Origin of the sequence: Nocardia ignorata NBRC 108230 (assembly GCF_001612905.1) — a bacterium.
Lineage (GTDB): Bacteria > Actinomycetota > Actinomycetes > Mycobacteriales > Mycobacteriaceae > Nocardia > Nocardia ignorata.
On record NZ_BDBI01000025.1, the window covers coordinates 38,047 to 61,571 of the forward strand.

A 23,525-nucleotide genomic window follows, 5' to 3' on the forward strand; every position below is an offset into this window, starting at 1 on the left:
GCGAGCACACCGTCTGCAATCAAGACGCGCCGCAGCGGGAAAAGTCATCGCCACCGACCGTCGCATCCTGCGGAGGACCGTCCGGGTACTCGATCGGACCCTGCTCAGCGGCGGCTGGCCCGTCGGAAGCCGATGGCGGCGGGCACGGCGAACAGCAGGATCGCACCGGCCGACCAGGCGAGGGTGAGCAGCAGCGGGCGGGCGACGGGCCCGTGGTCGGCGAGGCCACGCATGGCATCGACGGCGACCGACATCGGCTGATTGCGGACGAGCGGCTGGATCCAGGTGGGAAAGGCGACCAGCGGAACGAACCCGGTGCTGAAGAACATCATCAGCGAGGTGAGGATGGTGATCCCCTCCACCAGCGAGGACTTCGCCGTGTAGACGGCCACGGCGGTGACGATGGTGGCGAAGGCCAGCCCGAAAACCACCGGGACCAGCAGGAAGACGAGCGCCGCCAGCGGTCCCTGCTGAAATCGGAAGCCGAGCAGCAGCCCGACGATCACGACGGTGACGGTGCCGAGCAGGATGCGGCATCCCTCGGCGAGGATGCGGGAGGCCAGGCCGGAGGCCCGGTGCACGGGCAGCACCCAGAATCGGGCGAGCAGCCCGGCGTCGCGTTCGCGGCCGAGCAGTACCCCGCTCGCCACGGCACCGGACAGGGCGCCGACGATCGCGACCATCGGGACCGAGCTGGACAGCGCGTTCTCCCCGGTGAACCGCTCGATCTGGCCGCCGACCACGATGTCGAGCATCACGAGCAGCAGGCACGGGATGAACAACGCCTCGAGCACGGTGATCGGATTGCGGGCCCAGCGCAGCAGCAGCCGCTGGGTCTGGATCGTCGTCTGCCGCACCAGCGCCACCGGTGAGGTCTCCGACTGCGATGTCATCACGCCCTCCTCGAACTCAACCGGATCGCCGCCGGGACGCAGATCAGCAGGATCGCGGCCAGCCACAGCAGCGACGGCCCCATCAGCGACCAGCTCACCGCACCGGTGTCGGCCTTGGTGTCACCGGCGAGCGCGCGTAGCCCCGTCGCGAACTGCGAGACGGGCTGGTTGCGCACGAACCACTGGACCCAGGTGGGGAATTGGTCGGCCGGTGCCAGGCCCGTCGAGAGCATGCCGAAGATCAACGGCGGCAGCATCAGCGCCTGCGAGGTGGTCTCCGGGCTTTTGGACAGGGTGCCGATCACGTCGGCGCCCAGGGTGAACGCGATGCCGATGAGCAGCGAGAACGCCAGGAACCCGAGGGTGTGCGCGGCGTCGAGCCGGAACCGGAACCCGATCACATAACCTGCCGCGATCGCCGCCGCCAGCGACAGCAGCAGCCGGAACAGATTGCCCGACATGCGTGCGGCCACCGGGACCAGGGGTCGCAGTGGCATCGAGGCGAATCGCCGGTCGATCCCGGCGACGGAATCGGTGGCCGATCGGAACGCTGCCGAGATGGCCGTGAACGCCGCCGCCTGCAAGATGACCAGCGGCATCATGTACTGGGCGTAACTGCTGAAACCGTTGCCGGAGAACGACATCACCGTCTTCAACGGAATGTAGAAGCTCGCGGTGAAGGCGGCGGGTGCCAGCAGCGAGGCGAGCACCTCACCGGATTTGACCGACGGCACGATCAGCCGGGTGGTGAGTACCCACCACTGCTGCAGCGTGTTCGGTGCGGCGCGCCAGTGCGTCTGCCAGGTGGTTGCGGTCATGAGATCACCTGCGGGGTGGATTCGGTCGAGGCGAGGTGACCGGTGAGCTGGAGGAAGACGTCGTCGAGCGAGGGCCGTCGCAGGGCGATGTCGACGAGTTCGAGCCCGGCGTTGTCGAGCCGCCGCAGGGCTTCGGCGAGCGTTTTCGCACCGTCGGGGGCGGGGATGGTGATGCGGTCCGATTCCGGGGTGAGGGCCGCCCGGTGCTCGGCGGGGAGCAATGTGCCGAGCGCCGTGACGATCGCGGGCAGTTCCTCCAGATCCAGCGGCACGATCTCGCAGTAGCTGCCGCCGGTGCGGTGCTTGAGCTCGTCGGCGGTGCCCGAGGCGATCACCACACCGTGGTCGATCACGATGATCCGGTCGCTGAGGGCGTCGGCCTCCTCCAGGTACTGGGTGGTGAGCAGGGTGGTGATGCCCGCGTTCTTGAAGCTGCGCACCAGATCCCAGACGCCCTGCCTGCTGCGCGGGTCGAGACCGGTGGTCGGCTCGTCGAGGAACACCACGTCGGGCCGCACCACCAGGCCGCAGGCGATGTCGATGCGTCGCCGCATGCCGCCCGAGTAGGTGCCGACGCGTCGATCGGCGGCCTGGTCGAGGTCGAATTCGCCGATGAGCTCGGTCGCCCGGGCCCGGGCGGCCGGTTTGCGCAGACCCATCAGCCTGCCGAACATCACCAGGTTCTCGTAGCCGCTGAGCATGTCGTCGAGCGCGGCGTACTGACCGGTGAGCATGATCCGTTTGCGCACCGCGGCCGGGTCGGCGACGACATCGTGGCCGGCGACCGTCGCCCGGCCGCGGTCGGGCACGACGAGGGTGGACAGGATGTTCACCATGGTCGTCTTGCCAGCGCCGTTGGGGCCGAGGATGCCGAGCACCTGCCCGGGCGCGGCCTCGAAGTCGATGCCGCGCAGGGCACGCACCTCCCCGAACGATTTCTCGATCCCCTCGACGACGACGCCACCGGTGCCGGTGCGCGCAGGGCTCTGTACGGCAGTGTGTTCGACACTCATATCCGGTCTCCTGCTTCCATGTGGTCGTCGAGCACCGGCGCGATGACCGACAGTGCGTAGGGGTTGGTCAGGTCGTCGTGGGACACGTCGACGTCGTGGTTGACGATGTCGCCGGTCACGTAGGGCCGCCAGCCGTCGGGTCCCATCCATTCGGCGGGGTCGACGGTGGCGCTGAAGTACAGGACATCGCCCTGGAAGACGGGGCGCCGGTAGCCGGTTCTGGTCCCCGCGGAGGCGTTGTAGGAGCCCGCCATCCGCTCGATGGTCGCGGCATCGATGAGTTCGACGCCGCCGAGCCGGGCGGTGATGAGGTCGGCCGCCTCCTCGGCCGTCGAGGTGGCGGGGACGTCGTCGATGCCGAAGATCGCCCCGAAGGTGTTGATGAACGCACCGGGTGAGAGGCGTTCGATGGTGTCACCGTCGATGTCGGCGGTGTCGGTGTCCAGGAGCGCGACCACCCCGACTCGCTCACCCGCCGTGGCCAATTCGACCGCCATGGCGTGGGCGATGAGGCCGCCGAAGGACCAGCCGAGCAGGTGATACGGGCCGGTCGGCTGAACGGCGCGGATCTCGCGCACGTAGCGGTGGGCGAATTCCTCGATGGACCGAGCCGATGGTTCGCGGCCGCTGAGATCGGGCGCCTGCAACCCGTAGATCGGTCGTCCCGGCCGTAGTTGCTCGGCCAATCCCAGGTAGCTCCAGGACATTCCGGAGGAGGAGTGGACGCAGAACAGGGCGGGGCGGTCGCCGCCGGGTCGGATCGGCAGCAGGACGTCGAGGCCGAGGCCCGCCGGTCCTGTCTTGGTGGGTGCGGTGCGGGCGGTCATCGCGGCGGCTTCGTCGGCCGAAGCGGTTCGGGCGGCGGGTGTTTCGGCGAAGTGCGCGGCCGCTCGCAGTGCCTCGGCCCACAGGCCGGCGAGCTCGGTGACGTCTGCCTCGGCCAGTAGTTCTGCGGCGTAGCCGAATTCTGCGTGCAGGCGTTCGCCCGTGACCATCGCGTTGATGTCGACGGCCGACATGATCGGCACGTCCTGGTGTTCGGGTGCGTCCAGGTCGCCGAGCGCGTCGGTGGGCAGCCAGCCGAGCCCTTCGAGACCTGCGGGGGTGTCGACAGAGGTGTGCCTGCCCAGGTAGTTCAGGCAGATCTGGCCGGGAAGCCGGGCCGGGAGTTGTTGTGCGGTCGTAGGATTCAGGTAGCGCAGCATTCCGAAGCCGATGCCTTTGTCCGGTACCGACAGCAGGTCGTGCTTGACCGCCCGGATGGCCGCACCCATCGCGGGACCGCCCGCGAACGCCTCGTCGACATCGACCTCGGCGAGATCGAGCCGGACCGGGTACAGACTGGTGAACCAGCCGATGGTTCGCGACAGGTCGGCGCCCGGCACGATCTCCTCCTGCCTGCCGTGGCCTTCCAGCCGTAGCAGCGCCGAACGTTCGGTGACGCCGCGGCGCAGGCGCCACCGCACCAGGGCCAGTGCGAGGGTGGCCAGCAGCGCGTCGGTGACCGTCCCCTGGAACAGCCGGGGCAGGGTGGTGAGCAGCGCCGCTGTGGTGTCCTCGTCGACCTCGATGCCGAAACGGCGCACGGTGCGTGCCTGATCGATCGCCGGATCGAGGTGTCGTGTGCCGAGCAGCGGGTCGGGACCGTTCACCACCTGTTGCCAGTAGTCGAGTTCGGATTCGCGCCGTTCGGAGTTCGCCTGCTCGGTGAGGGCGTGCGACCAGCGCCGCATCGAGGTGCCGATCTCGGGGAGCACCGGCGTGGCGCCCGCGTCGACCTGCGCCCAGGCGGCGATCAAATCCTGCACCAGGATTCGCCACGACACGCTGTCGATCGCGAGATGGTGGGCCACCACGATCAGTCGACCGGGCCGGGTGTGCGAACCGGCGTCGCCGACGGGGTCGAGCCACACGAATTGCAGCACGACACCATCGGCGGGACCCAGCCGGTTCATCGCGGTGTCGAGCTCGGTCTGCGCGAATTCCCGCAGGTCGACCGGGTCGGCGGCGGAGTCGAACACGGTGCGGTGCACCAGGGCGTCGACGTTCACCGACCCCGGTTCGGCGACCCGCAGCCGCCAGCCGTCCGCGCTCGCCCACAGCCGCGATCGGAGCATGTCGTGCCGGTCGATGACGGCCGTGAGCGTGGCGACGAGCGCGGCCCGGTCGATGCCGACGGGCAGTTCGAGGACCGCCGTCTGGGCGAACCGGTCGAAGTTCCCGCCGCGTTCGACCATGTACCGCACGATCGGGGTCAGCGGGAGGTCGCCGGTGCCACCGCCGGGCAGTTCGGCGAGTGCTTCGACGGTGTCGGCGGCATCGATCGCGGCGCCGAGCGCAGCCACGGTGCGGTGTTCGAACACCTGTAGGGGCGTGCAGTGCACACCGCGCAGCTTGGCCTGGGTCACCAGCTGGATGGCGAGGATGCTGTCGCCGCCGAGCGCGAAGAAGGAATCGTCGACACCCACCTGATCGCGGCCGAGCAGCTCGGCGTACACCTCGGCCAGCACCTTCTCGGTCGGTGTCTCCGGCGCCCGGTACGGTGCTTCGTCGGAAACGAAAACCGGTGCGGGCAGCGCCTTCCGATCGAGTTTGCCGACGGCGTTGACCGGGATCTCGTCCAGGACGACGAAGGCGGCGGGCACCATGTACGCGGGCAGGGTGTCGGCCGCCAGGGCGCGGACGCGGTCGACGTCGAGCTCGGTGCCGGGCACTCGCACCAGGTAGGCGGCGAGCGCGGTGGCTCCGGTGGGACCGGGAACACCCAGGGTCACAGCGACTTCCACCCCGTCGATGCCGCTGAGAACCGCATCGATCTCGCCGAGTTCGATGCGCTGACCACGCACCTTCACCTGGAAGTCGGTGCGGCCCAGGTACTCCAGGGCGAGCCCCGACGCGCCACGGGTCCAACGCACCAGATCGCCGGTGCGATAGAGCAGGTCACCGGGCGCGCCGAACGGGTCGGCTACGAACCTGGCCGCCGTCAGCCCCGGCCGGGCATGGTAGCCGCGCGCCAGTGCGGTGCCCGCGAGGTAGAGCTCACCCGCGACACCGACCGGCACCGGGCTCAGCCGGTCGTCGAGGACGAGCGCCGCCGCACCCCGCACCGGAGTGCCGATGGTGACCGGCTCCGTCGCCGACAGCGGGCCGGAACCCGTTGCCCAGATGGTGTATTCGGTCGGGCCGTACAGGTTGACCATCGTCCGGCCGTCGGTGCCACCGCACCACCGCGCGACCAGGTCGGGCCCGACCGCTTCGCCTGCCACCGCGAGGACCCGCACACTCGACACTCCGGCGGGATCGATGGTGGACAGTGCCGAGGGGGTGATCACCATGTGGGTCACACCCTCGGCCGCGATGAGTTCGGCCAGGGGTGCGCCGCCGAACACGTCCGGCGGGGCGATCACGGAGGCGGCGCCGCGGCCGAAGGCCATCAGTGCCTCGAAGATCGAGGCGTCGAAACTCGGTGAGGCGACCTGCAAGACGCGGGCCTGCTCGTCCAAACGCAGAACGGCGCGCTGGGAGGCGACCAGATCGGCCAGGCCACGGTGGGTGACGGTGACGCCCTTCGGGGTGCCGGTCGACCCGGAGGTGTAGATCATCCAGGCCGGATTCTCGACCCTGATCGGCGCCGGGAGGTCTTCGAGAGCGCTGTCGTCGGCGTTGTCCAGGCGCGCGGCGAAGTCCGGGTCGTCGAGGATCAGCCAGCGGATGGCGTCCGACAGCGCGGGTCGGTAGTCGGCGAGGGTGATCCCCACGCGCGCACCGGAATCGGTGAGCATGTGCTCGATGCGATCCACCGGATGTTTCGGATCGACCGGCAGGAACGCCGCGCCCGCCTTCGCCGAGGCCCAGATGCCGAGATGCAGTTCGGGGCAGCGCGGAAGGCCGAGGGCGACAACTGTTTCCGTGCACGCACCCGCCTCGATGAGCAGCCGGGCCAGCTGGTTCGAGCGGGCATCGAGAGCACGGTAGGTCGTCGTGCCGCCGGTGCCGGCGACCAAGGCGGCACGGTCGGGGTAGGTGGTCGCTGTGGTGGTGAGCAGCTGGGCAAGGGTCGTTGTCCCGGCGGTGGCGGGCCCGAGCGCCGGAACCAGTTCGGCGCGTTCGGATTCGGCGAGGATGTCGATGTCGGACAGGCGGGTGTCGGGGGCGGTGAGGACTGTGGTGAGTACCTGCTTCCAGCGGTCGGCGAAAGAGACGACGGTGGCGGTGTCGAACAGATCGGTCGCGTAGGTGAGGACGCCGTCGATGCCCGCCGCACCGGCGTCGTCGAAGCGTTCGCGCAGGTCGAGGGTGAGGTCGAAGGCTGAGGAGCGCCGGTCGAAATCCTCGACCTCGAAGCGCAGGCCGGGCAGCTCGAGGACCGGCTCCACGAAGTTCTGCAGGGACAGCGACACCTGGAACAGCGGGTGATGCGCGGTGGACCGGGTGGGGTCGAGGGCTTGGACGAGTTGTTCGAACGGCACGTCGGCCTGTGCGAACGCGTCGAGATCGGTGGCGCGGACGGCGGCGAGCAGCTGCCGGAAATCGGCGCCGGGGTCGACCGGTGTGCGCAGGGCGAGGGTGTTCACGAACATCCCGACCAGGTCGTCGAGGGCCGCGTCGCCCCGGCCGGCGATCGGGGTGCCGATGACCACGTCGTCGGTGCCGCCGAGCCGGGCCAGCAGGACCGCCAGCGCCGCGTGCACCACCATGAAGACGCTCACATTGTGGGCGGCGGCGAAATCGATCAGCGCGCGGTGTGTCTGCTCGTCGATACCGAAGCCCACGTCGTCGCTGCGCATCGTCTGCACGGCCGGTCGTGGCCGGTCCGAGGGGAGTTCCAGCGCATCCGGCGCACCGGCGAGCGTTTCGCGCCAATACCGGATCTGCTGGGCAGCAAGCGATTCCGGTTCCGTGGTGGAGCCGAGTAGCTCGCGATGCCAGAGCGCGAAGTCCGCGTACTGCACCGCGAGCGGCGGCCGTGACGGTGCCGCACCCGCCACCCGCGCCGAATACGCGGCGACCAGATCGGCGGCCAAGGGCGCCATCGACGCACCGTCGGCGCTGATGTGGTGCACCACGAGAACCAGGACATGGTCGGTCACACCATCAGCGGTTTCGTTGCCCGCGGGCCGGACAGACGCGGGCGGACGGTCAGCTCCGGCGCGCTGCGTGTGCGCAGAAGGGCGCTGTGGCATGGCCGCAGACGAGTCCGACAACGCCCTGTCGACCGGTTCGGTGTCCCGATCTCGGTTCACGGCGGCGGGACGAACCGCGAACAGTCCGACGCGCAGGGGTCCCTCGCGGGTGAGGTCGAACCCGGTACCTGCCAGCTCGTTGATCCGATCACGCAGTGCGGCACCGTCTTCGGTTTCGATGAGCGGCATCACCGGCGTGGCGGTGTCGATACCGACGACGACCTGACGTGGGCCCTCGGCGTCGGCGGGGTAGCGGGTGCGCAGGCTCTCCTGACGGTCGATCACGTCGATGAGGGCCGCGCGCATGGCCGCGACGTCCAGGGTTCCGGTGAGGCGGAGCGCGATCGCGATGTTGTAGGCCGACGAGGCCGGATCGAGCTGGTTGAGCACCCACATGCGCTGCTGGGCCGGGGACAGCGGAATCCGATCCGGGCGCACCCGTGGCGCGAGCGCGGGACGTCCTCGGCTGCCCTCGGCGGCGGGCACCACCCGCGCCGACAGCTGCGCCACCGTCGGCGCGTCGAACAGATCGCGCAGGGCGATGGTCGAACCGAGCGCCGCATTGACCCGCGCCACCACCTTGGTCGCGCTCAGCGAATTGCCGCCGAGCTCGAAGAACGACTGATCGACGCTCACCCGCTCGCTGCCGAGCACCTCGGCGAAGACTTCGGCAACGGCCTGTTCGACGGGCGTGCGCGGCGCAAGATACGCCTGCCGGGCCGCCGAGAAGTCCGGTACCGGAAGGGCTTTGCGGTCCAGCTTGCCGACCGGTGTGAGCGGAATGTCGTCGAGCACGACGACGTACGAAGGCACCATGTAACCGGGCAGTTCCGCCGCGACGCGTGCCCGCAACCGCTCGGTGTCGAGTTCGACGTGCGGGACCGGCAGCACATAGGACACGAGCACGGTCGCGCCCGCCGGTCCGTCGCGCCCGATGGTGACCGCGTAGTCGACTTCCTCGTCACGCGAGAGCACCGCGTCGATCTCACCGAGTTCGATGCGCAGACCGCGGATCTTCACCTGGAAGTCGCTGCGGCCCAGGTACTCCAGGGTGAGCCGGCCGTCCGCGTCGGTCACCCAGCGCACCATGTCGCCGGTCCGGTACATGCGCTCACCGGGTGCGCCGAACGGGTCGGCGACGAAGCGACCGGCGGTCATCTCGAAGCGGTTGAAGTAGCCGCGGGCCAGCGCGGGGCCCGACAGGTACAGCTCACCGGCGATACCGACCGGGACCGGCCGCAACCAGCTGTCGAGCACCACCACCGCCGCACCGCGAATCGGCCCACCGATGGTGACCGGTGCACCGGCCACGAGTTCGGCGGGACCGGTCGCCCAGATACTGAACTCGGTCGGCCCGTACAGGTTCACCATGCGCCTGCCCGCGGCCCACTTCTCGATGAGCTCGGGGGTGGCCGCTTCGCCCGCCACCGCGAGTACCCGCAGGTCGGTGAGATCGGTGGGTTCCATCGTGGCCAGCGCCGACGGGGTGATCACCGCCTGGGTGACGCGTTCGGTGCGCAGCAACGTCTCCAGCTCGCTACCGCCGTACACCTCCGGCGGGGACACCACGAGCCGTCCGCCCGCCGCGTGCGCGGTGAGTATTTCGAAGACCGACGCGTCGAAGCTGGGGGAGGCCACTTGCAGCGCGCTTGCCGACGGGTCGAGGGCGAGCGTTTCGCGCTGGGCGGCGACGAGATTGGCGAGGCCGCGATGGCTGAGCAGGACCGCCTTCGGTTTGCCGGTCGATCCGGAGGTGTAGATCAGGTAGGCGGTGTGGTCGATGTCGAGGGGTCCGCCGCGTTCGGCATCGGTGATCGGCGCGTCCGACACCAGCATGGCCCGGCGCAGGGTGTTCAGGTCGTCGAGCAGCAGCCAGTCGATGGATCCCGGCAGGGTCTCGCCGGTCTCGGTGACGGTGACACCGATGGGTGCCTTGGAATCGGCGAGCATGTGCTCGATCCGCTCCACCGGATAGCTGGGGTCCAACGGGACGAACGCCGCGCCCGTCTTGGCCAGCGCCCATACCGCCACCACCGATTCCAGGGATCGGGTCAGGGCGAGCACGACGAACACCTCGGGCCCGATGCCCCGGCCGAGCAGGACCCGCGCGAACCGGTTCGACCAGGCGTCGAGTTCACCGTAGGTCATCCGCAGGTCGCCCGAACTGACCGCGATCGCGGCGGGGTCGATGCGGGCACCCGCCGTCAGTACCTCGGGCAGGGTGCGCATCGGCAGCGCCGGGGCACCGTATACCGGGGCCAGCAAAGCTCTTTCGTCGTCGTCGCAATGTTGCAGGCGGGCCACCGGGATATCCGGATTCTCGGCGAGCGCACCCAAGAGCCGAATGAATCGGTCCAGAAGAGACTGTGCCGCAGTGTGTTCGAGCTGATCGGCCATGAATTTGACGGTGATGCGCAAGGTGTCGCCCGCGTCGTCCTCGCCGCGCAGCGGAATCACCATGAGGTTCAGCGGGTACGGCGTGGCGTCGGTGCCCTCCACATCGAGTACACGCATCCCGGCGATGTCGAGGGCCTGCGACAATGCCGCCCGGTCGATCGGATAGGACTCGAAAACCGTGAGTGTGTCGAACAATTCGGCAAGGCCGACAGCGCGATGGATCTCCGCCAGTCCGACGTGCTGATGGTCCATCAGGCGCGCCTGCTCGGCCTGCACCCGCGCCAGGAGATCGGCGACCCGCTCACCGGGGTCGAGCGTCACCCGCACCGGAAGCGTGTTGATGAACAGGCCGACCATCTCCTCGACGCCGGGCAGCTCCGGCGGGCGACCGGACACGGTGCTGCCGAACACCACATCGGTGCGGCCGGTGAGCATGGCCAGCACCAGCGCCCAGCTCGTCTGGACGAGGGTGTTCACCGTCGCACCGGCGGCGCGGGCGGCGGATTCGAGGGTGGCCACGGTGGTCCGTGGCAGGTCGTGCGAGATCATCGCGGTTTCGGTCGACTCGATCCCGGCCAGGGTGGGGACCGCGCGGGTCGGGGTGTCGATCCCGGCCAGCGACCGCGTCCACGCGTCGAGCGATTCCTGGGCGTCGCGCTCCGCGAGCCAGGACAGGAATTCGCGGTAGGACCGCGGCGGCAGCGGTGACGTGTCGCCCGCGGTGACGTAAAGGGCGAGCAGTTCCCGGACCAGCAGGGGCGTCGACCAGCCGTCGAGCACCAGGTGATGGTTGGTCATCACGAGGCGGTACGTGTCGGGCGCCGTCGTGATCAGGGTGAACCGCAGCAGTGGGGGACGGGTGAGGTCGAAGCGGGTGAGCGCGTCCAGTTCGACCACCCGGTCGCACTCACGCGCCCGCTGCTCCTCGGCGGTGTCGGTGAGATCGATTTCGTTCCACTGGATCTCGGCTTCGGCGAGGACGAGTTGACGTGGTCCGTCGGCGGTTTCGACGAACGCCGCCCGCAGGTTCTCGTGCCGGTCGACCAACGCCTGAGCCGCGCGGCGCAGGCGGGCGCTGTCGACGGTGCCCGCCAGGGTGAGCAGGGACTGGACGGTGTAGCCGTCGGCGGTGTCGGAGTCGTAGAGCGCGTGGAACAGCAGCCCGTACTGCAGCGGCGACAGCGGCCACACATCGGCGAAATTCGGATAGGTCGCCTCCCAGCTGTCGATCTGGGACTGATCGACCGCGACGAGCGCGAAGTCCGACGGTGTGCGCCCACCTGCCCCATCGGTGCGCGCATGGTGGACCAGCGCGTCGAGTGCCTGTGACCACAGTTCGCTCAACTCCCGCACGTCGGCCTCGTCGAGCAGCCTGCCCGCGTATGCCCAGGTGACCTCCAGCCCCGCGTCGGTGAGCACGGCGTTGACATCCACGACGGCGGCCAGGGGCGCGCGGTCGTCGTTGGTCGCGGCGAAGCGGCGCGGCAGCCAGGGGCCCTCGCCGGTGACCGCCCGGCCCAGATAGTTGAAGCTGAGCTGGGGTATCGGCGCGTCCGCCAGGGCCGGTGCCGTCTCGCTGTTCAGGTACCGCAGCAGTCCGTAGCCGACGCCCCGGTCGGGGACGGCGCGCAACTGCTCCTTGGTCGCCTTGACGACCGAGCTCGCCGAGCCGCCGCCCGCGAACGCGTCGTCGAGGTCGATGCCCGTGAGGTCGATCGCGACGGGGTAGACGGTGGTGAACCAGCCGACGGTGCGGCCGATATCGGCACCGGGCAGCAGGGATTCGCTGCGGCCGTGCCCTTCCAGGGTCAGCAGGGTGCCCGTGCGCGCACGCCAGCGGCACACCGCCATGGTGAGGGCGGCGAGCAGCACATCGTCCGCGCCGCAATGGAATCGCTCGGGAACGGTGGTGAGCACCGCGTGCGCGACCTCGGCGGGGACGGTCGATCGCAGCTGCGCCATGGTGGCGACCACATCGCGGGCCGGATCGAAGGTGTCGCGGCCGAACACCGGGTCGGGGGTGGCCGCGATCCGCCGCCAGACGGGCAGCTCACCGGCACGCAGCGCCGCCTGTTCCGCCTGACTGTGTGCCCACCGCCGGAACGAGGTCCCGACCGGGGCGGGCGTGCCACTGGCTGCGGCGATCGCCAAGTCGGGCAGCAGGATTCGCCAGGACACACCGTCGGTGACCAGGTGGTGCAGCACGAGCCAGCACAGCGGAGCGGCCTCCGCGCGTTCGATCAGCACGCAGCGCACCACGACGCCCGAGGCGGGATCGAGCAGGTCCGCCGCGTCCTGCAACGCGCGGCCGACAACATCGTCGGAATCCGACCGCACCACCTCGACGAGACTGTCGGCATCGATCGAACCAGCTTCGGCGACAACCCATTCCCCACCGCGCAACGAGCTGCGCAGCAGATCGTGATGGTCGAGCAGCACCCCGAGCGCCGCGACGAGTGTCTCGCGGCGGGTGCCGTCGGGCAGACCGATCAGGACGGCCTGACCGTAGCGACCCCACGGCTCACCGTGCTCGATCATGGCGTGCACGATGGGTGTGAGCTCCACCGCGCCGACACCGCCGCCGGGCAGCTCGTGCACCACGGTGGCCTCGGTGTCGCCCGCGATCGCGGCCAGCGCGGCCACGGTCTTGCGTTCGAACACGTCGCGGGCGCTGAACGCGATCCCCGCCGCCTTCGCCCGGGAGACCAGCTGAATGGACACGATGCTGTCACCACCGAGGGCGAAGAAGCTGTCGTCCACCCCGACCGTGTCCACCCCGAGCACCTCGGCGAACAGGGCGGCGAGGACTTCCTCACGCGGTGTGGACGGCGCTCTGCTCGCGACGACGCGGGCGCCGAAATCCGGTGCGGGCAGGGCCTTGCGGTCCACCTTGCCGAGCGGCGTGAGCGGAACCCGGTCGAGCACGATCACCGATGCGGGCACCATATACGCCGGAAGAGTCTCGCCGACAGCGGCTTTCACCGCCTCGGGATGGACATCGGCACCGGGTTCGACAGTGATGTAGGAGGCCAGAGCGGTCGCGCCGGACGGTGTCTCGACACCGAGGGTGATGGCGAAATCGACGGCGGGCAGCCGTTGCAGCGCTGCGTCGATCTCACCGAGTTCGATCCGGTATCCACGCACCTTCACCTGGAAGTCACTGCGGCCCTGGTATTCCAGCGTGAACCGGCCGTCGTCGGCGGTCCAGCGCACCAGATCGCCCGTGCGGTACATGCGCGCTCCCGGGGCATACGGATCGGCGACGAAGCGGCTCGCGGTCAGCCCGCTGCGCCGGTGGTAACCGCGCGCCACTCCGGGGCCCGACAGATACAACTCGCCAACGGTGCCCGGTGCGACCGGCCGCAGCCACGGATCGAGTACCAGCCCGTTCACCCCGCGGGCGAGGCCACCGATGGTGACCGGGCCGCCCGGAGTCAGCGGTTCGCTCAGCGTGGCGGTGACCGTCGTCTCGGTCGGGCCGTACCCGTTGAGCAGCCTGCGCCCGGCCCACTTCGACACCAGCTCGGGCGGGCAGGCGTCGCCACCGACCACGATGGTGCCCAGGTCGGGCAGCGTCGCCGGATCGAGGGAGCCGACGACCGCCGGGGTCACGTTCAGATGCGTCACGCGGTGCGCGCGCAAGACCTGCGCCATGTCCTCGCCCGCGTAGGCCGACGGCGGCACCACAGCGAGGGTGGCCCCGGCCGCCAGCGTCACCAGGATCTCCTCCACCGAGATGTCGAAACTCGGGGAAACAGCGTGCGCGACGACCGAACCCGCGTCGACACCGAAACCCGCGCCCGAGCCGGCGGCGAGATTCGCCAGCCCGCGATGCGAGACGAGCACGCCCTTGGGCAATCCGGTCGAGCCCGAGGTGTAGATGACGTAGGCGACCTGATCGGGGTGGATCGAGGCGGTCCGGTCGTCGTCGGTGATCGGGGTGGCCTCCTGCTCGGCGACGCGGTCGGCGGTGGCTTCGTCGTCGAGGCAGAGCCAGTCGACCCTGTCGGGCAACGACTTTCGTGCCTGGGTCACCGTCAAGCCGGTCACCACCGCGCTGTCGTCGAGCATGTGCTCGATCCGGTCGTCCGGGTAGGTCGGGTCGATCGGGACGAAGGGAGCGCCCGACTTGGCGACCGCGATCGTGGCGAGCACCGATTCGGCCGATCGTGGAATCGACAGCGCCACTCCGTGTTCCGGTCCGGCACCGGTCGCGATGAGCACACGGGCCAACCGGTTCGTGTAGTCGTCGACCTCGCGGTAGGTCATCGTGTCGTCCACGCCCCAGCGCAGGGCCACCGAGTCGGGAGCGATCGCGGCGCCCGCGGCGAGGATCTCGGGCAGGGTGCGCTGCTCGGCCCCGGCAGCACCGCGCGCGGGCACCGAAACGGCCTGCTCGGCATCGGCGAGCACGTGGACCGACGACAGCGGCGCCTCGGGGCCCGTGGCGAGGAAGCGATGCAGGAAACGCAGGAAACGGTCGTGATGCGCGGCCAGCTCCGCGGGACTGTAGAGATTGCCGTTGCCCTGGAGATCGATATGGGTGCTCTCGCCACCCATCCCCGGATACAGGTTGACGAACAGATCGTCGATCAGGCCGGAGGTGAGCACGTGCAGGCGGCCGACGACCGGGCCGAGCGCGATCTTGGTGTCCACCATCATCAGGTTCACCGCCGGACCGAACGACACCGCCTCGTCCATCGACCAGCCGAGATCGCGGATGATGTCCTCCTGGCGGTACCGCTGCCGCCGCAGCGCCCCGGTGAGCTCGCTCTGCACGGCGAGGATCGCGGCACCCACCGTGGTGGTCGGGTCGAGAGCGACCCGCAACGGGACGACATTGGCCAGCATGCCGCCCGAGCGGCGCAGCGTCGCGGAGGTCCGCGCGGACACCGGCAGGCTCAGCACCACTTCGGGCGCACCGGTCATCGCCGCGAGATAGGCGCCGAAGGCGGCGACCACCGTCGGGGCGACGCCCGAATTGATCCCCGCGGCGACCGAATCCAGGAGGGCGCTCGTCTCGGCGGGCAGCGCGCCCGCGACCCGGGTGGGATGACTGTCGACCTCGGCCGCACGACCGGCGAGGGTGACCGGGTCGGGCAGGTCCGCCAGATGGGTGCGCCAGTACTCACGGTCGGCCGCGAAACGGTCCGAGCTCCGGTAGGCCAGGTCGGCCTCGACGATCCGCTGCAACGGCTCGGCCTTGGCCGGCGGGGGCTCACGGCCCTCGAAGGCGGCGTTGTACAGCTCGCCGGTGCGCTGGACCAGCGCCAGGGCGCCCATTCCGTCGAGCACGATGTGATGCATCCGCGAGTACCAGAACCAGCGATCCTCGGCGATCCGCAGCATCGCCAGGCGGACCAGACGGTCACGCGTCATATCCAGCGGCGCGGAGTACTCGGCGCGCATCCAGGCGTGCGCGGCCGCTTCCGGGTCGGGCTCGCCGCGCAGATCCAGTTCGGCGATGTCGGCGTCCAAGGTCGGGTCGACGAGTTGATGGGGTTGTCCGTCGATGTCGACCAGGCGAACGAAACCGGTGCCGAACTCGCGACCGGTTTGCCGCACGGCCGCGGTCAGCAGCGCGTGGTCGATCGCGCCGCTGAGTTCGACGTACTGGGCGATGGAGATGGGGGTGTCGCCCGCGATGTGCTGGGCGAACCAGATGCCGCGCTGGGCGGCGGACAGGGGGAAAGGATCTTCGGGCGCGGTGTCGGACGCTCGCGAAGAAGGCTGGATCATGAGCTGACCTGCGTTTTCATATGTGGAGCCCGGTGTCCCCGACCGCTTGGTACTGCGCTCTGGGTTCCATTCTGAACCTGTGGGGACCAGACCGGAATGGGTTCAGGAGACCGCGCGCAGATCGATGCCGGACAGCGGGGCGTCCGAGCTCACCAGATAGCGCCGCAGGGTCGACCGATCGTCGAGCACCAGCCAGTCGACGGTGTCGGAGAGTTCGCCGCGGCGAGACCTGGTGGTGATCCCGAAACCCGTGTCCGACTGCTCCTCGGCACTCACCGGGACGGCGCCGATCTTGCGCACCGCGGCCTCGGCGACGACGGCCTCCACCCGTGGATCGACCGCGAGGGCGATCCGGTCGCCCGCGCCCGCACCACGGCCGAGCAGGAGCCGGGCCAGGCGGTTCGCCCAGCGGTCCAGGTCGGCGTCGGCGAGTCGGCCGTCGGCGATCGGTGTGCTCGAGCGGCGCGGCAGCTGGATGACGTTGTCGGCGGGTGCGGTGACCAAGGTGCTCATCGTGTTCCCCTCGAGGGCTTGTCAGCGGTGTTTTCGGTACACCTCCAATCTCGTCGCCCAGGGACCCCGCCGACAGCGACCCCAGCGGTGGGGCACGCACTCCGAGGGGGATCGAATACCACCCCAAGGTGGGTGAACCGGACCGGCCGCGCACGAGACGCGCCGGAACCCGAAAGGTTGTCCCCGCCAACCGTTGCACCCGCGCGACCTGCGGAGGAAGATGGCGAGCAGCGCCTACGGCGCGCTGAATACGACACAGAGTAGGACCCGCGCGGAATGCTGCGGCCGCACGGTTTACGATCACTTCAACGCATGTCTGCTGCCCTTGTACGAGGCGCGGTCGGCTCTGCGAGTGACGTACAGGCATCTTCAGGAGGATCAGTGACTGCGGTAGAGCCCAGGCCAGTCCCTCAGTTGGAAGCGACTCGACCGTATCCGGCTCGGACCGGGCCGAAGGGCTCGTTCCTCTACAAGGCGGTCACCACCACCGACCCCAAGGTGCTCGGCACCATGTACCTGGTGACGGCGATCAGCTACTTCATGATCGGCGGCCTCATGGCGCTGCTCATGCGTGGCGAGCTCGCCCGTCCGGGTCTGCAGTTCCTGTCGCCGGAGCAGTTCAACCAGCTGTTCACCATGCACGGCACGATCATGCTGCTGTTCTACGCGACCGCGATCGTGTTCGGCTTCGCCAACATCATCCTGCCGCTGCAGATCGGCGCCCCCGACGTCGCCTTCCCGCGCCTGAACGCGTTCAGCTACTGGCTGTACCTGTTCGGCGCGACCATGGCGACCGCGGGCTTCGTGACCCCCGGTGGCGCCGCGGACTTCGGCTGGACGGCGTACGTGCCGCTCACCGACATCCTGCACTCGCCCGGTGTCGGCACCGACCTGTGGATTCTGGGTCTCGCCGTCTCCGGTCTGGGCACCATCCTCGGTGGCGTCAACATGCTCACCACCGTGGTCTGCCTGCGCGCGCCCGGCATGACCATGTTCCGCATGCCGATCTTCACCTGGAACATCGCGGTCACCTCGGTGCTCGTGCTGCTGGCGTTCCCGCTGCTCACCGCGGCCCTGTTCGGCCTGGCCTACGACCGCCACCTGGGCGGCCACATCTACGACCCGGCCACCGGCGGCATCCTGCTCTACCAGCACCTGTTCTGGTTCTTCGGCCACCCCGAGGTGTACATCATCGCGCTGCCGTTCTTCGGCATCGTGTCCGAGATCTTCCCGGTGTTCAGCCGTAAGCCGATCTTCGGTTACACCACGCTGGTCTACGCGACCCTCGGTATCGCCGCGCTGTCCATCGCCGTGTGGGCGCACCACATGTACGCCACCGGCGCCGTGCTGCTGCCGTACTTCTCGTTCATGACCTTCCTCATCGCGGTCCCGACCGGTGTGAAGTTCTTCAACTGGATCGGCACCATGTGGCGCGGTCAGTTGACGTTCGAATCACCGATGCTGTGGTCGATCGGCTTCCTGGTGACCTTCCTCTTCGGTGGTCTGTCGGGCGTCATCCTCGCCTCGCCGCCGCTGGACTTCCACGTCACCGACTCGTACTTCGTCGTCGCGCACTTCCACTACGTGCTCTTCGGCACCATCGTGTTCGCCACCTTCGCCGGTATCTACTTCTGGTTCCCGAAGATGACCGGCCGCATGATGGACGAGCGTCTGGCCAAGTGGCACTTCTGGGCCACCTTCATCGGCTTCCACACCACCTTCCTGGTGCAGCACTGGCTGGGCGCCGAGGGCATGCCGCGTCGCTACGCCGACTACCTGCCCAGCGACGGCTTCACCACGCTGAACACCATCTCCACCATCGGCGCGTTCATCCTCGGCGCCTCGATGCTGCCGTTCGTGTGGAACACCTTCAAGAGCTACCGCTACGGTGAGGTCGTCACCGTGGACGACCCGTGGGGTTACGGCAACTCGCTCGAGTGGGCCACCACCTGCCCGCCGCCGCGCCACAACTTCTACGAGCTGCCGCGCATCCGCTCGGAGCGTCCGGCGTTCGAGCTGCACTACCCGCACATGATCGAGCGCATGAAGCGCGAGGCGCACGTGGGTTGGGGCTCGGGCAAGCACAACGCCCACGCCGACGAACCCGTGCTGACGAAGTAGCAAGGAACCACCGAACGACCAGGGTGTGCACCTGCTGGGTGACCAGCGGGTGCACACTCTTTTTGTGGGTAAACGAACGGAGCAGATCGACTTGGCCGACACCACAGTTCTCGTGACCGTCACCGGCCCCGACCGACCCGGCGTCACCTCGGTGCTGCTGGCGGCGCTGTCGCGGCATCAGGTGAGCCTGCTGGACGTGGAGCAGGTGGTCATCCGGGGCCGACTCACCCTCGGCGTGCTGGTCTCGTGCCCGAACGACCCCGAGGCGCTGCAGGACGAGCTCGAAGAGGCGATGAACACCGTCGGCATGCAGGTCGACGTGTCGGTCGACGCGCAGATCGGCAAGCCGCCGATGTCGACCCACGCCGTCGTCGTACTCGGCTCGCCGGTCACCGCGCACGCCTTCAGCGCGATCTCGCGGCTGCTCGCCGGGCTCGGCGCCAATATCGACACCATCCGCGGCATCGCCGACTACCCGGTGACCGGCATGGAGCTCATGGTGTCGGCGGCCGACTCCGGTGCCGATACCGACGCGCGACTGCGCACGGCGCTGGCCGATGTGGCCGTCGCCGAACAGGTCGACATCGCCGTGGAACGCGCGGGCCTGGCGCGGCGCGCCAAGCGGCTCATCGTGTTCGACGTGGACTCCACCCTCATCCAGGGTGAGGTCATCGAGATGCTCGCCGCGCACGCGGGCGTCGAGGAGCAGGTTCGCGAGGTCACCGAGGCCGCGATGCGCGGTGAACTCGATTTCGCCGAGTCGCTGCGTCAGCGCGTGGCCACGCTCGAGGGGCTCGACGAATCGGTGATCGAGGAGGTCGCCGACCGCATCGAACTCACCCCGGGCGCGCGCACCACCATCCGCACGCTGCGCAGGCTCGGGTTCCGCTGTGGCGTGGTCTCCGGCGGGTTCCGGCAGGTCATCGAGCCGCTCGCGCACGAGCTGGAACTCGACTTCGTACAGGCCAACACCCTCGAGATCATCGACGGCAAACTCACCGGGCGGGTGACCGGCGAGATCGTCGACCGCGCGTTCAAGGCGACCGCGCTGCGCAAGTTCGCCGCCGACGCGGGCGTGCCGATGGAGCAGACCGTCGCCGTGGGTGACGGCGCCAACGACATCGACATGCTCAACGCGGCCGGGCTCGGTGTGGCGTTCAACGCCAAGCCCGCGCTGCGCGAGGTGGCCGATACGGCGCTGTCGCACCCGTACCTGGACGCGGTGCTGTTCATCCTCGGTGTGACGCGTGACGAGGTGGAGGCGGCCGACGCCCGCGACGGCGGGGTCCGCCGAGTTCCGCTGCTCGGCCGTTAGTTCCGGGCACGGCGGGTATTCCCAGCGCAGAAAGAACTTCGGCGTTGGGAGAGTCCGTGCGCAAATTCCTGCTCGTCCCGCTCGCCGTGGCCGGTCTGCTCACCGGCTGCGGCGACGACGAACCGATCCCCGACAGCATCGGATCGACGACGCTCACCCTGCCGAGCACCGCTCCGGCGGTCGCGAAACCGGCGGTCACCGTCGACCAGTCGGCCGCCGGTCGAACGGTGACCCTCGATGTGGGTCAGGAACTGCGGGTCCGGCTGCCCCAGGCCGCCGACTCGGACCAGGAATGGGAGCCGGTGAATCTCGACGAGGGCATCCTGGTCGCCGAGGAACCCGTGGCCGAGGGCAGGACGACGGTGTGGCCGTTGCGCGCGGTCGCCGAGGGGACGACGACGGTCGAGTTCACCTACGGGCAGCTCGAGGAGCCGCCGGTCCGGCCGGAGAGCACCTTCCTGGTGACGGTCGAGGTCTCCTAGCGCGCACGGCTCGCTACGCTGGTTCGCACGTGTGGTGTCGATCGAATCGGGTGTGGTGTGGGTAGCGCGGAACTGAGCGGTGGGGATACCGAGGTGGAGGTCCGCGACGAAGCGGCCGAATTCGCTGTGCGGCACGCGGAATTGGCGCAGGGTTACGGCGGCACCGGCGACCCCGACGACCCGGCCATGGTGCAGGCGATGCAGATGGTGCTGCACATCCCCAAGGCCGAACCACCCGCGCGCAGTGCGCTACTCGCCGCCGCTGCCGCCGCCGCGGTCGCGGTGTGTCTCGACCCGCGTTCCGGGCCGGGCGGCGAATGGGAGGCGCGGTACCTGGCGTGGAAACGCTCGCGGATCAGGAAGGTGGCCCGCCGGGCGCGCGGTGCGCAATGGGTGGCGGCCAACGATGTCGACGGCGTGACCGTCGACATCGGCGGTGCGCAGGCGCGGGCATTCGTCCCCGGCCCCGTCGGCGCGATCGACCCGCGCATCCGCAAACTCCAGATCGGCGGAACCGACCTCGAACACGACGAACCGGGCCCACCCGACCCCGACCTGCCCGTGCTGTGGGTGAACAGCGCGCTGCGGATGTCGGTGGGTAAGGCGGCCGCGCAGGTGGGGCACGCGAGCATGCTGCTGGCCGGCGCCATGCCGGTCGAAGCGGCCGCCGCCTGGGCCGAACGCGAATTCCGTTGCGCCGTGCGTGATGCCGACCCGCGGCAATGGTCCGAACTCGTCGCGCTGGTATCGGCGGGACGTGCTGTCGCCGTGCGTGACGCGGGCTTCACCGAGGTGGCCCCGGGCTCGATGACGGTGATCGCCGTGCCGTGAGACGGCCGACACGCGCGGGCGGATCGGACGGCTGTCGTTGCGGTTCGCGCGCGTCGTCGCGATGTTCGGGTGTACCGGCGGCATTGTGTGGGTAAGACCTATCGGATACCCGTCCGCAGCGAGAGACACACGGAGGTTCCGCCATGATGACGACAATCGCCGTGATCCTCATCGTCTGGGTCGCACTCGCGGTGCCGGTGTCGTTCCTCGCCGCCCGGATGCTGCGCAGCGACCTCGGCGCGTCGCGCGAAGCGGCGCGGCACCGAACCGACGAATCCCACCCGGGCCGGTCGTTCCGCTGAGGGCTCCCGTGGGCCAAGATGGAGCGCGTGTCGCAACCCGATCCAGATCTGCTCATCGACTTCTCCGACGTCACCATCCGCCGCTCGGGCCGAACGCTCGTCGGCCCGGTCACCTGGCAGGTCGAACTCGACGAACGCTGGGTGGTCCTCGGCCCCAACGGTGCCGGTAAGACCTCACTGCTGAGAATGGCTGCCGCCGAGGTCCATCCGACCGCCGGGACGGCGAACCTGTTGGGCGAGACCCTCGGTCGCGTCGACGTCACCGAATTACGCCCACGCATCGGCCTGTCCTCGGCGGCGGTGGCCAGCCGCATCCCCGTCGACGAGAAGGTCAGCGACCTGGTGGTGTCGGCCGGGTACGCGGTGCTCGGCCGCTGGCGCGAACGCTACGACGACATCGACACCGAACGCGCCGTCGACATGCTGGAAACCCTTGGCGCCGAACACCTTTCCGACCGCACCTACGGCACCCTCTCCGAGGGCGAACGCAAGCGGGTGCTCATCGCCCGTGCCCTGATGACCGATCCGGAACTGCTCCTGCTCGACGAACCGGCCGCAGGCCTGGACCTCGGCGGGCGCGAGGAACTCGTCGAACGCCTCGGCGACCTGGCCGCCGACCCCGACGCGCCTGCCATGGTCCTGGTGACCCACCACGTCGAGGAGATCCCGCCCGGCTTCACCCACGCCCTGCTCCTCAAGGAGGGCGAGGTGGTCGGCCAGGGACTGCTCGAGGACGTGCTCACCGCCGACAACCTGAGCAAGGCTTTCAGCCAGGCCATCGCGCTGGACCGGGTCGACGGGCGCTGGTTCGCGCGGCGTGCGCGTCGTTCGGGTGGGCATCGCCGCCGGAACTGACGGGCCATCTGCAGCCCGGCGCGCCGAGTGATGGTCGCGCGCCCGGGGTGTAGCTCCGTGCCGCGTGGCGCTGCGTCACCACCTGGGCGGGCCGTGCGCCTGGGCTGCCCGATGGGTGGGCGGACGGGGTGCACCGCCGACCAAGCAACGGTTAGGGTGCGTAAGGATCGGGGAGCCCGCCGTCGTCGGTGGCCGGGGTTCCCGTTCGCGTGTCGACCGGCGACGATGCCGGGCGGTGAGGCGGAGAGGAACGGCTATGAGCGAGTCCGTGGTGCGGGCGCGGGATGCGTCGACGGTGATGCTGGTGCGCGACGGTGCGCGCGGCATCGAGGTTTTCCTGCAGCAGCGGGTGAGCGGGATGGCGTTCGCGGCGGGGGTCACCGTGTTCCCCGGCGGCGGGGTCGACCCGGCCGACGGCACCGCCGACATCGCCTGGACCGGGCCCGAACCCGCCTGGTGGGCACAGCGATTCGGCACCGACGAGCAGTCCGCGCAAGCGCTGGTCGCCGCGGCGGTGCGCGAGACGTTCGAGGAGTGCGGTGTGCTGCTCGCCGGCCCGACCGTCGACACCGTGGTGTGCGATTCGACGGTCTACCGGGAGGCGCGCGGCCGGCTGGAGCGGCGCGAGATCTCCCTCGCGGGCTTCCTGGCCGCCGAGGGGCTGGTGCTGCGCGCCGATCTGCTGCGTCCGTGGTCGAACTGGATCACGCCCGAGGCCGAACCGCGCCGCTACGACACTCGATTCTTCGTCGCGGTCCTGCCGGAGGGGCAGATCGCCGACGGTGCGACCTCCGAGGCCGCGCACGTGCGCTGGCAGACCCCGGTCGAGGCGCTCGAGAGCTGGCGTGCGGGCGAGCACGTGCTGATGCCGCCCACCTGGTCGCAACTCGACGCCCTGTGCGAGTTCGCCGACACCGCCGCGGTGCTGGCCGCCCAGCGGCCGATCGCGCCGATCATGCCGAGGTACTCGCCGGGCGCCGACGGCCGTCCGCTGTCGGACTTTCCCGACAACGAACGGTATTTCGACCAGCTCCCGGACGTGGACGCGCTGCGCGGCCGGTAG

Annotated in this window: 12 protein-coding genes; 7 read left to right on the plus strand and 5 right to left on the minus strand. The window is 69.6% G+C overall.

What is annotated here, in order from left to right:
* Positions 1–104 precede the first annotated feature (104 nt).
* The 5 genes from NI2_RS20795 to NI2_RS20815 form a co-directional block, all read right to left on the minus strand.
* A complete protein-coding gene (locus tag NI2_RS20795; RefSeq protein ID WP_067493136.1) occupies positions 105–893 on the minus strand; it encodes an ABC transporter permease in 789 nt (262 codons plus the stop codon).
* Positions 893–1,711 (minus strand): ABC transporter permease, encoded by an 819-nt coding sequence (locus tag NI2_RS20800; protein WP_067493138.1) that lies wholly within the window; start codon positions 1,709–1,711, stop codon positions 893–895. The genes NI2_RS20795 and NI2_RS20800 overlap by 1 nt, the downstream gene beginning before the upstream one ends.
* Positions 1,708–2,724, minus strand: a complete 1,017-nt coding sequence (locus NI2_RS20805) for a daunorubicin/doxorubicin resistance ABC transporter ATP-binding protein DrrA (RefSeq protein WP_067493140.1) — start codon at positions 2,722–2,724, stop codon at positions 1,708–1,710. The genes NI2_RS20800 and NI2_RS20805 overlap by 4 nt, the downstream gene beginning before the upstream one ends.
* Entirely contained in the window at positions 2,721–16,043 is a 13,323-nt protein-coding gene (locus NI2_RS20810; RefSeq protein WP_067493142.1) for a non-ribosomal peptide synthetase, read from the minus strand. The genes NI2_RS20805 and NI2_RS20810 overlap by 4 nt, the downstream gene beginning before the upstream one ends.
* Positions 16,044–16,145: 102 nt before the next feature.
* On the minus strand, positions 16,146–16,556 hold the full coding sequence (locus NI2_RS20815) for an AMP-binding protein (RefSeq protein WP_067493144.1): 411 nt from the start codon (positions 16,554–16,556) through the stop codon (positions 16,146–16,148).
* 381 nt (positions 16,557–16,937) lie between these two features.
* Here NI2_RS20815 and ctaD point away from each other — a divergent pair, with 381 nt between their 5' ends.
* The 7 genes from ctaD to NI2_RS20850 all read left to right on the plus strand — a co-directional run bounded on the left by ctaD (position 16,938) and on the right by NI2_RS20850 (position 23,525).
* Positions 16,938–18,677 carry an aa3-type cytochrome oxidase subunit I gene (gene ctaD, locus NI2_RS20825; RefSeq protein ID WP_067493148.1) on the plus strand — a complete coding sequence of 580 codons (1,740 nt, stop codon included), beginning with the start codon at positions 16,938–16,940 and terminating at the stop codon, positions 18,675–18,677.
* An 85-nt stretch (positions 18,678–18,762) separates the two neighbouring features.
* Entirely contained in the window at positions 18,763–19,992 is a 1,230-nt protein-coding gene (serB, locus tag NI2_RS20830; protein WP_133733910.1) for a phosphoserine phosphatase SerB, read from the plus strand.
* Positions 19,993–20,048: 56 nt separating this feature from the next.
* Positions 20,049–20,474: a protease inhibitor I42 family protein gene (locus tag NI2_RS20835; RefSeq protein WP_067493150.1), complete on the plus strand. Its 426-nt coding sequence runs from the start codon at positions 20,049–20,051 to the stop codon at positions 20,472–20,474.
* Positions 20,475–20,531: 57 nt separating this feature from the next.
* Positions 20,532–21,305 (plus strand): peptidyl-tRNA hydrolase, encoded by a 774-nt coding sequence (locus NI2_RS20840; RefSeq protein ID WP_084476574.1) that lies wholly within the window; start codon positions 20,532–20,534, stop codon positions 21,303–21,305.
* 143 nt (positions 21,306–21,448) lie between these two features.
* On the plus strand, positions 21,449–21,607 hold the full coding sequence (locus NI2_RS33930; protein WP_157104673.1) for a hypothetical protein: 159 nt from the start codon (positions 21,449–21,451) through the stop codon (positions 21,605–21,607).
* 18 nt (positions 21,608–21,625) lie between these two features.
* Entirely contained in the window at positions 21,626–22,462 is an 837-nt protein-coding gene (locus tag NI2_RS20845) for an ABC transporter ATP-binding protein (protein ID WP_067493152.1), read from the plus strand.
* A 256-nt stretch (positions 22,463–22,718) separates the two neighbouring features.
* Positions 22,719–23,525 carry an NUDIX hydrolase gene (locus NI2_RS20850; protein ID WP_067493153.1) on the plus strand — a complete coding sequence of 269 codons (807 nt, stop codon included), beginning with the start codon at positions 22,719–22,721 and terminating at the stop codon, positions 23,523–23,525.